The organism is Enterobacter sp. ENT02, assembly GCF_019219165.1.
Taxonomy (GTDB): domain Bacteria; phylum Pseudomonadota; class Gammaproteobacteria; order Enterobacterales; family Enterobacteriaceae; genus Enterobacter; species Enterobacter mori.
The window spans coordinates 142459-153041 of the sequence record NZ_JAHUWD010000004.1; the positions used below are offsets into that span (position 1 = coordinate 142459).

The 10583-nt window shown below is 51.6% G+C and carries 10 protein-coding genes; 7 read left to right on the top strand and 3 right to left on the bottom strand.

The window, feature by feature from the left end; all coding sequences use genetic code 11:
- Window positions 1-2: 2 nt before the first annotated feature.
- From leuB to leuL, 3 genes are all read right to left on the bottom strand, one after another.
- Window positions 3-1094 (bottom strand): 3-isopropylmalate dehydrogenase, encoded by a 1092-nt coding sequence (gene leuB / locus KW829_RS15260; protein WP_023310385.1) that lies wholly within the window; start codon window positions 1092-1094, stop codon window positions 3-5.
- The gene (leuA, locus tag KW829_RS15265) at window positions 1094-2665 is read right to left on the bottom strand and encodes a 2-isopropylmalate synthase (RefSeq protein ID WP_089599189.1); all 1572 of its coding nucleotides are present in this window, start codon (window positions 2663-2665) and stop codon (window positions 1094-1096) included. The genes leuB and leuA overlap by 1 nt, the downstream gene beginning before the upstream one ends.
- A gap of 91 nt (window positions 2666-2756) precedes the next feature.
- Window positions 2757-2843 carry a leu operon leader peptide gene (gene leuL, locus KW829_RS23060; protein WP_071985395.1) on the bottom strand — a complete coding sequence of 29 codons (87 nt, stop codon included), beginning with the start codon at window positions 2841-2843 and terminating at the stop codon, window positions 2757-2759.
- Between the two features lie 637 nt (window positions 2844-3480).
- Here leuL and leuO point away from each other — a divergent pair.
- From leuO to ftsL, 7 genes are all read left to right on the top strand, one after another.
- Window positions 3481-4425 carry a transcriptional regulator LeuO gene (gene leuO / locus KW829_RS15275; protein ID WP_218308552.1) on the top strand — a complete coding sequence of 315 codons (945 nt, stop codon included), beginning with the start codon at window positions 3481-3483 and terminating at the stop codon, window positions 4423-4425.
- 379 nt (window positions 4426-4804) lie between these two features.
- Entirely contained in the window at window positions 4805-6529 is a 1725-nt protein-coding gene (gene ilvI, locus KW829_RS15280) for an acetolactate synthase 3 large subunit (RefSeq protein WP_218308553.1), read from the top strand.
- A gap of 1 nt (window position 6530) precedes the next feature.
- Entirely contained in the window at window positions 6531-7022 is a 492-nt protein-coding gene (gene ilvN, locus KW829_RS15285) for an acetolactate synthase small subunit (protein ID WP_003856371.1), read from the top strand.
- Window positions 7023-7201: 179 nt separating this feature from the next.
- Window positions 7202-8206, top strand: a complete 1005-nt coding sequence (gene cra, locus KW829_RS15290; RefSeq protein ID WP_010426996.1) for a catabolite repressor/activator — start codon at window positions 7202-7204, stop codon at window positions 8204-8206.
- A gap of 600 nt (window positions 8207-8806) precedes the next feature.
- Entirely contained in the window at window positions 8807-9265 is a 459-nt protein-coding gene (gene mraZ / locus KW829_RS15295) for a division/cell wall cluster transcriptional repressor MraZ (protein WP_010426995.1), read from the top strand.
- A gap of 2 nt (window positions 9266-9267) precedes the next feature.
- Window positions 9268-10209, top strand: a complete 942-nt coding sequence (gene rsmH, locus KW829_RS15300) for a 16S rRNA (cytosine(1402)-N(4))-methyltransferase RsmH (protein ID WP_010426994.1) — start codon at window positions 9268-9270, stop codon at window positions 10207-10209.
- On the top strand, window positions 10206-10571 hold the full coding sequence (gene ftsL, locus KW829_RS15305; protein ID WP_006173860.1) for a cell division protein FtsL: 366 nt from the start codon (window positions 10206-10208) through the stop codon (window positions 10569-10571). The genes rsmH and ftsL overlap by 4 nt, the downstream gene beginning before the upstream one ends.
- The last annotated feature ends 12 nt before the right edge of the window (window positions 10572-10583 follow it).

Sequence of the window (10583 nt, forward strand, 5' to 3'; positions counted from 1 at the left end):
GATTACACCCCTTCAGCGACATAGCGGGCAATAATGTCGCCCATTTCATCGGTACTGACTGCTGCCGTACCGCGTGCCAAATCACCGGTACGGACGCCTTCTTCTAACGCCCGGTTAATGGCGTTTTCAATTGCGGTTGCTGCATCACCTGCATCCAGACTGTAGCGCAGCAGCAGGGCCAGGGAGAGGATCTGCGCAATCGGGTTGGCAATGTTTTTGCCTGCGATATCCGGTGCGGAGCCGCCCGCAGGCTCGTACAGGCCAAAGCCTTCTTCATTCAGGCTTGCGGATGGCAGCATCCCCATGGAGCCGGTGATCATCGCGCACTCGTCAGAGAGGATATCGCCGAACAGGTTAGAGCACAGCAGCACGTCAAACTGGGACGGATCCTTAATCAGCTGCATGGTCGCGTTGTCGATGTACATGTGCGACAGCGCGACATCCGGGTACTGCTTAGCGACTTCGCTGACGATCTCGCGCCACAAAATGGAAGACTGCAGCACGTTCGCTTTGTCAATGGAGGTCACTTTATGGCGGCGTTTGCGCGCCGACTCAAACGCGATATGGGCGATACGTTCGATTTCGAAACGGTGATACACCTCGGTGTCGAACGCTTTCTCGTGTTGTCCGCTGCCTTCGCGTCCTTTAGGCTGACCGAAATAGATCCCGCCGGTCAGTTCACGCACGCACAGAATGTCGAAACCGTTGGCGGCAATATCAGCACGCAGCGGGCAGAATTCTTCCAGACCCTGATACAGCTTCGCCGGACGCAGGTTGCTGAAGAGCTTGAAATGTTTACGCAGCGGCAGCAGCGCGCCGCGCTCTGGCTGCTCTGCGGGCGGCAGGTGTTCCCATTTCGGGCCGCCGACGGAACCAAACAGCACGGCATCGGCATTTTCGCAGCCTTCCACGGTCGCTTTCGGCAGTGGCGTACCGTGGTTATCAATCGCAATACCGCCCACGTCGTAGTGGCTGGTGGTAATTTTCATCGCAAAACGCGCGCGAACGGCTTCCAGAACTTTCAGCGCCTGTGCCATCACTTCCGGACCAATACCGTCGCCCGGTAACACAGCAATATGGTAATTCTTCGACATTACACGGTTTCCTTGTTGTTCTCTTTATTCTGAGCTTTGCGTTGCAACTCTTTTTCGACTTCGGCGGCGCGCCAGATGTTGTTCAGAACATGCACCATCGCTTTCGCGGAGGATTCAACGATATCGGTCGCCAGGCCCACGCCGTGGAAGCGTCGGCCGTTGTAATTCACCACGATATCAACCTGACCCAGCGCGTCTTTACCGTGCCCTTTAGCCGTCAGGTCATATTTCACCAGCTCAACGTCGTACTCGGTGACGCGGTTAATCGCCTGGTAGATGGCATCGACGGGGCCGTTACCGTTAGCGGCCTCTGCTTTAATTTCATCACCGCAGGCCAGTTTGACCGAGGCGGTGGCGATGTCGCTGGAGCCGGACTGCACGTTGAAGTAATCCAGCCGGAAGTGCTCAGGCTCTTCCTGCTGCTTGTTAATAAAGGCCAGCGCTTCCAGGTCATAGTCGAACACCTGACCTTTTTTGTCGGCCAGCTTCAGGAATGCGTCGTACAGCTGATCCATGTTGTAATCGCTGTCCTGATAACCCATCTCTTCCATGCGGTGCTTAACCGCTGCACGGCCAGAGCGAGAGGTCAGGTTCAGCTGCACCTGGTTCAGGCCGATGGATTCCGGGGTCATGATTTCGTAGTTTTCACGGTTCTTCAGCACGCCATCCTGGTGAATACCAGAGGAGTGCGCGAAGGCACCGGTGCCGACAATCGCTTTGTTGGCCGGAATCGGCATGTTGCAGATCTGGCTGACGGTCTGGCTGGTGCGCCAGATTTCATTGTGATTAATGCGCGTATTCACATTCATAATGTCCTTGCGCACCTTGATCGCCATGATCACTTCTTCCAGCGAACAGTTACCTGCACGTTCACCGATACCGTTCATCGCGCCTTCTACCTGACGCGCACCGGCGTGAACGGCCGCGATGGCATTCCCCACAGCCAGGCCCAAATCATCATGGGTGTGAACTGAGATAATCGCTTTATCAATATTTGGTACGCGGTCATACAGGCCGGTGATGATGTTGGAGAACTCAAACGGCATGGTGTAGCCGACGGTGTCCGGGATGTTGATGGTTTTTGCGCCCGCATTGATCGCGGCTTCGACGACGCGCGCCAAATCCTCGATTGGCGTACGGCCCGCATCTTCACAGGAGAATTCAACGTCATCCGTATAGTTACGTGCGCGCTTGACCATATACACCGCACGTTCGATAACCTCATCCAGCGTGCTGCGCAATTTGGTTGCGATGTGCATAGGCGAGGTCGCAATAAAGGTGTGGATACGGAAGGCTTCAGCCACTTTCAGCGACTCGGCAGCAACGTCAATGTCTTTCTCTACGCAGCGAGCCAGGCCACATACGCGGCTGTTTTTAATGGTGCGCGCAATGGTTTGTACAGATTCAAAATCACCCGGTGAAGAGACGGGGAAACCCACTTCCATCACGTCGACGCCCATACGTTCGAGAGCCAGCGCAATCTGCAGTTTCTCTTTTACACTCAGGCTCGCCTGTAATGCCTGTTCACCGTCACGTAAAGTGGTATCGAAAATAATGACTTGCTGGCTCATGGGTTAGGTCCTTGTCAGTCTTAGGGCGCCTTGCTACGAGCATAAAAAAACCCGCGCAGTGGCGCGGGTTTTTAGTCTTACTGGTGACGATTCAACGCTGAATTTCGCCCGCCAGTCTACCGCGCACAGTGGATGCGTTTAGTAGTAGTAGACCGGTGAAACGAATGATGCGTGTCATGAATCGTGCTCCGTTAAATTCAATATGCTTTTAGTGGTACTGGATACGACTGTTCATGTCAACCCTTGGTGACAAATTTACCCCTGCCGGCACGATCGCACTGATTGTTGCATTTAGCTAATTGTGCTGGCTTTCTCGTTTACGACCTCTTTAATTGTCTATTTTTGGACTTGAAATTTATCACCGGAATGATTTCAATATATTTAGTATCAATTAAACATACTTTGTTTGTCATCGCTCCAGGGATTGAAATGTGTGTTATTTCATTAATTTATGCATGTGATGAATGATTCGGAAACGAATACGTAGGGTGTGTTGATAAAACTTTGTTAACTAACTCAGCGGTGTTGGCGTTAATAGTTTAATGAAACTTAAGTTATTAATAACCTGAGGGGTGATTGTTTATTCATGTGAACTATGGTTTCATGCCAATCCTAATGTAATTGATATCAATTCACGGTGATTTTTATCCCTGCGTCAATGAGATGCATCTGCCCTCTATTGATGAGTTTGCCTTTATATTTTCCGAATTTTTAATAATTCTCTTTCGCTGTTCGTATATGCATGGTAAATCATATTTTTCGAACTTATTACAATGCTTTGGCAGAGGGAGTTTAGCGTGACAGTGGAGTCAGGAATGCCATTAAATAATATTAATCAACCTCAGGTTTATGACGGGGTTAAACCTCAGTTACGCACTGTGGATCTCAACCTGTTAACCGTTTTTGACGCGGTAATGCAGGAGCAGAATATCACACGAGCAGCTCAATCCCTTGGCATGTCTCAACCTGCGGTAAGTAATGCGGTGGCCAGACTTAAGTTGATGTTTAACGACGAATTGTTCGTGCGTTACGGGAGAGGGATCCAACCCACTGCCCGCGCATTTCAACTGTTTGGCTCTATTCGTCAGGCGCTGCAACTGGTACAAAATGAACTGCCTGGTTCAGGCTTTGAACCCTTAAGCAGCGAGCGAGTATTCCATTTATGCGTTTGCAGCCCGCTAGACAATTATTTGACCTCAATCATATATAATAAAGTTGAAACAATTGCGCCAAATATTCATCTGGTTTTTAAGTCTTCATTAAATCAGAACACTGAGCACCAGCTACGTTATCAGGAAACGGAGTTTGTCTTAGGATACGAAGAGTTCCGTCGCCCGGAGTTTTCCTGCGTACCGCTATTTAAAGATGAAATGGTCCTGGTCGCCAGTAAAAAACACCCGAGAATGAATTCTCCGCTGCGTGAAAACGATGTCTATAATGAACAACATGCCGTTGTCGCCCTCGACAGGTATGCTTCATTTAGCCTGCCGTGGTATGACACTACGGATAAACAAGCGAGCGTTGCTTATCAGGGCATGGCAATGGTCAGCGTATTAAATGTCGTATCCCAGACGCACCTGGTCGCTATTGCCCCGCGTTGGCTGGCGGAAGAGTTCTCTGAACAGCTTAATCTGCAAATTTTGCCATTACCGCTCAAGCTTAATAGCCGTACTTGTTACCTTTCATGGCATGAAGCCGCTGGCCGGGATAAAGGGCATCAGTGGATGGAAGAGTTGCTTATCAGCGTCTGCCGTCGATAAGCGCGTCAGGATAAATCGCATTAATGCATGCGGTTTATCCTGGTATTTTTAACGTTAATGATATTTTGTTCTGAATGATTTTTTTCTGGCCGTTGTCATCCCGTCAAAAATAGATGATTTCCTGAATCATCTCACTTTTAAGCGATGATTCATTATCACAACCTCTGATTACAGATGAATTCACCATAACCTTCCTGACTGGCTCTCTTTTCTGCTCCAGAAGGCCTTTCCCCCGCCTTGTTTGCCAATTGCCTGCCTTATAACGAGCGGTTAAGGTAACGATCACTCTGCATTATATAAGATAGGTTAATCCCTATCGTAAGACGGGGCGGAAATGAATTCTGCTTTCTGTCTATAACAAAAAGCCTGGAGGCAAAGCATGGAGATGTTGTCTGGCGCGGAAATGGTCGTTCGATCGCTGATCGATCAGGGCGTGAAGCAAGTGTTTGGCTACCCGGGAGGCGCAGTCCTCGATATTTATGATGCGCTTCATACGGTAGGCGGCATTGACCATGTTCTGGTTCGTCACGAGCAGGCGGCAGTACATATGGCTGACGGGCTGGCCCGTGCGACGGGTGAAGTGGGCGTGGTATTAGTCACGTCTGGGCCTGGTGCGACCAACGCCATTACCGGTATCGCGACAGCGTATATGGACTCCATCCCGCTGGTCATTCTTTCCGGTCAGGTTGCGACCTCCTTGATTGGCTACGATGCTTTTCAGGAATGCGACATGGTGGGGATTTCACGCCCCGTGGTGAAGCACAGCTTCCTGGTTAAGCAAACCGAAGACATTCCCGGCGTGTTGAAAAAAGCCTTCTGGCTGGCAGCAAGCGGGCGTCCAGGCCCGGTAGTGGTCGATCTGCCAAAAGATATTCTGAACCCGGCGAATAAGCTGCCTTATGTCTGGCCGGAATCGGTGAGCATGCGCTCCTACAACCCAACGACGCAAGGGCACAAAGGCCAAATTAAGCGCGCGCTGCAGACGCTTGTGGCAGCGAAAAAACCGGTGGTCTATGTGGGTGGGGGGGCCGTTAACTCCGCCTGTGAAACGCAACTGCGTGAGCTGATTGAAAAGCTAAATCTTCCTGTCGCATCGTCGCTCATGGGGCTGGGGGCTTTCCCGGCAACGCACCGTCAGGCGTTGGGGATGCTGGGTATGCATGGCACCTATGAAGCCAACATGACGATGCATAACTCGGATGTGATCTTTGCTGTTGGCGTTCGGTTTGACGATCGCACCACCAATAACCTGGCGAAATACTGTCCGAATGCGACCGTGTTGCACATTGATATCGATCCCACCTCTATTTCGAAAACGGTCCCGGCAGATGTGCCTATTGTCGGGGATGCGCGTCAGGTCCTTGAGCAAATGCTGGATCTGCTGGCGCAGGAAACGGTCTCTCAGCCGTTGGATGAGATCCGCGACTGGTGGCAGCAGATCGAACAATGGCGTGGGCGTCAGTGTCTGAAGTACGACACGCAAAGTGAGCAAATTAAGCCGCAGGCGGTGATCGAAACGATCTGGCGTCTGACCAAAGGCGAGGCGTATGTGACGTCTGACGTCGGCCAGCATCAGATGTTTGCTGCACTCTATTATCCGTTTGATAAGCCGCGCCACTGGATCAACTCCGGGGGCTTAGGCACGATGGGCTTCGGTCTGCCAGCCGCGCTGGGAGTGAAGCTGGCGCTGCCAGATGAAACCGTGGTCTGTGTGACCGGTGATGGCAGCATTCAGATGAATATTCAGGAGCTGTCTACTGCGCTGCAATATGAGTTGCCGGTCCTGGTGCTGAACCTGAACAACGGCTATCTCGGCATGGTGAAGCAGTGGCAGGATATGATCTATTCCGGCCGCCACTCTCAATCCTATATGAAATCGCTTCCGGACTTTGTCCGTCTGGCGGAAGCCTATGGGCATATTGGCATGCGAGTGACCGATCCGGCAGAGCTGGAAACGAAACTCGGTGAAGCGCTTGAGCACGTGAAACACAACCGCCTCGTGTTCATGGATGTCATTGTGGATGGCACCGAACACGTTTACCCGATGCATATTCGTGGTGGTGGTATGGACGAAATGTGGTTAAGTAAAACGGAGAGAACCTGATATGCGCCGGATATTATCTGTATTACTGGAAAACGAGTCTGGCGCACTGTCACGCGTCATCGGGCTATTCGCTCAGCGTGGTTACAACATCGAAAGTTTGACCGTTGCGCCGACGGACGATCCCACGCTATCGCGCATGACGATCCAGACCGTCGGCGACGCCAAGGTGCTTGAGCAGATTGAGAAACAGCTACATAAGCTGGTTGATGTGCTGCGCGTGAGTGAGCTGGGGCAGGGCGCTTATGTTGAGCGTGAGGTGATGCTGGTAAAAATTCAGGCCAGCGGCTACGGACGTGAAGAGGTCAAACGCAATACGGATATTTTCCGTGGGCAGATTATTGACGTCACGCCTTCTATTTATACGGTTCAACTGGCGGGGACGAGTGATAAGCTGGATGCCTTCCTGGCCTCCGTGCGGGATGTGGCAAAAATTGTAGAAGTTGCGCGCTCTGGCGTGGTTGGCCTTTCGCGCGGCGATAAAATCATGCGTTAGCTGTCAAAAAGGTTCGCCTCTTTCTGCCCGGTCACCAAAGCCGGGCTTTTTTTTGTGTAATCAGCCGACAACGCAGATAAAAGCGGTTGCCGCGAAGGCTTTTCTGCGTTTAGATGTTAAAAGATTTAACCATAACCTTGACAGGGCCATGGACTCTTTTCTTTTTTTAAGGGGCAATTGTGAAACTGGATGAAATCGCCCGGTTAGCCGGCGTGTCACGAACTACGGCCAGCTATGTGATTAACGGTAAGGCAAAGCAGTATCGTGTCAGCGATAAGACCGTTGAAAAAGTCATGGCGGTGGTTCGTGAGCATAACTACCATCCGAATGCTGTCGCAGCCGGTCTCCGCGCTGGACGCACCCGCTCGATTGGTCTGGTGATCCCAGACCTGGAAAACACCAGCTACACCCGTATCGCCAACTATCTCGAACGTCAGGCACGCCAGCGTGGCTATCAATTACTGATTGCCTGTTCTGAAGACCAGCCCGACAACGAGATGCGCTGTATTGAGCATCTGCTCCAGCGCCAGGTGGATGCCATCATCGTTTCAACCTCATTACCGCCAGAGCATCCTTTTTACCAGCGCTGGGCAAACGATCCGTTCCCGATTGTCGCACTCGACCGTGCCCTTGACCGGGAGCATTTCACCAGCGTCGTCGGCGCCGATCAGGATGATGCGGAAATGCTGGCGGCCGAGCTAAGAACCTTCCCGGCCGAAACCGTGCTGTATCTTGGCGCGCTGCCAGAGCTTTCGGTGAGCTTCCTGCGTGAGCAAGGTTTCAGGACTGCCTGGAAAGAGGATCCGCGCGAGGTTCACTATCTCTATGCCAACAGCTATGAACGCGAAGCCGCTGCACAATTGTTCGAAAAATGGCTCGAAACGCATCCGATGCCTCAGGCGTTGTTCACGACCTCATTTGCGCTGCTGCAGGGGGTGATGGATGTGACGCTGCGTCGTGACGGGAAGTTGCCATCGGATCTGGCCATCGCAACGTTTGGTGATAACGAACTGCTCGATTTCCTGCAGTGCCCGGTACTGGCCGTGGCTCAGCGCCACCGCGACGTGGCTGAACGCGTGCTGGAGATTGTGCTGGCGAGCCTGGATGAGCCCCGCAAACCGAAGCCTGGCCTTACCCGCATCAAACGTAATCTTTATCGTCGTGGCATTTTAAGCCGTCATTAATCATTTCCTGGGGGCGTAAAAACAGCCCCCTTTCACAGAATTAATGGTTACCTTAATTCCCGCATTAAAATTAGGATAATTCCTTAGGAATCATAGCCTGCTATTATTCTTAATTCGTTTGAGCGTTTAAATTGCCTTTAAAAGAATACTGATACGTTTTTAAAAGGCTAATTTTGTATTGTTTTGTTACAAACCTGCTTCGGGTGATGAATATTCAAACGTTTTTTCTCTCTCCCTTCTGGCTAGCCTGCCCGCCGTTGAACGCTCACGTTGCCGCGATGAATCTGGCGCTGTTATCCCCTGGCAATATGTCTTAAAATGCTGCCCGCGTCGCAAACTGACACTTTATATTTCCTTGCGATGATATTGAGTGAGCTTTAACGCTAGTGTGCATATTCGGTTTTTTTCTTACAAATATTCATAACGTTAATTTTGCCTCGCCAGTTGTGCAGTTATTAACCAGGTCTGTTTATCTCTGTAAATAGAGGGCTTTCGGGTCCGTATAGAGAGAGTCCTGGCTTGACAAGCTTTTCCATCGCTCCGTAAACTCCTTTAGGTGGGAATTTGTGGGTTAAAGTGGTGAGGAGGGGTGAGGCTGGCATGTTCCGTGGAGCTACGTTAGTCAATCTCGACAGCAAAGGGCGCTTATCGGTACCAACCCGATACCGCGACCAGCTGATTGAGAACGCTTCAGGTCAAATGGTTTGCACCATTGACATCAACTCCCCCTGCCTGCTGCTTTACCCTTTACCCGAATGGGAAATTATTGAGCAAAAGCTGTCGCGACTGTCGAGCATGAATCCGCAAGAGCGCCGCGTACAGCGGTTGTTATTGGGACATGCCAGTGAGTGTCAGATGGACAACGCAGGACGACTATTGATTGCGCCTGTGTTGCGGCAACATGCGGGTCTGACAAAAGAAGTGATGCTGGTCGGGCAGTTCAATAAGTTTGAACTGTGGGACGAAACGACCTGGTATCAACAGGTCAAGGAAGATATCGACGCTGAGCAGTCCGATTCCGCAACATTGTCGGAACGGCTGCAGGACTTGTCTCTATAAATATGATGGAAAATTATAAACATACAACGGTGTTGCTGGATGAGGCCGTTAACGGTCTGAATATTCGTCCAGACGGCATCTACATTGATGGCACTTTTGGTCGCGGTGGCCACTCGCGTCTGATCCTCTCCCAGCTGGGAGCGGAAGGACGTCTGCTGGCAATCGATCGCGATCCGCAGGCGATTGCCGTTGCGCAAACCATCGATGACCCACGCTTTTCCATCGTGCATGGACCTTTTTCTGCGCTGGCGGATTACGTAGCTGAGCGCGGTCTGACGGGTAAGATCGACGGAATTCTTCTCGATCTTGGCGTCTCTTCACCTCAGCTTGATGATGCAGAGCGCGGATTCTCCTTCATGCGTGACGGTCCACTGGACATGCGCATGGATCCGACGCGTGGCCAGTCTGCCGCAGAGTGGTTACAAACTGCTGACGAAGCGGATATCGCCTGGGTCATCAAAACCTTCGGTGAAGAGCGTTTTGGTAAACGTATCGCGCGCGCCATCGTTGAACGAAACCGCATTGAGCCGATGACGCGTACCAAAGAGTTGGCCGAGGTGATTGCAGCTGCAACACCGGTGAAGGATAAGCACAAACATCCCGCGACCCGTACCTTCCAGGCGGTTCGTATCTGGGTAAACAGTGAACTGGAGGAAATAGAGCTGGCGCTAAAAAACTCGCTCGACGTGCTGGCCCCGGGTGGGCGGTTATCCATCATCAGTTTCCATTCGCTGGAAGATCGCATTGTGAAGCGCTTTATGCGTGAACAGAGCCGCGGTCCTCAGGTGCCAGCGGGGCTGCCGATGACGGAAGAACAACTCAGGAAGCTGGGTGGCCGTCAGTTGCGAGCATTAGGCAAGTTGATGCCGGGCGAAGAAGAGGTGGCAGAGAATCCACGTGCCCGTAGTTCAGTGCTGCGAGTTGCAGAGAGGACGAACGCATGATCGGCAGAGTGACAGAGACCCTAAGCAAAGTTAAGGGATCGTTAGGAAGCAACGAGCGCCATGCCTTGCCTGGCGTGATCGGCGACGATCTTTTGCGGTTTGGGAAGCTGCCACTCTGCTTGTTCATTTGTATCATTGTGACGGCAGTAACGGTGGTGACAACAGCCCACCATACACGTTTATTGACTGCGCAACGCGAGCAGCTGGTGCTGGAACGCGATGCGCTGGATATTGAATGGCGAAATCTGATCCTTGAAGAAAACGCGCTCGGTGATCATAGCCGGGTTGAACGGATCGCAACGGAAAAGCTGCAGCTGCAGCATGTTGATCCATCGCAGGAAAATATCGTAGTACAAAAATAAGGGAAAACGCGA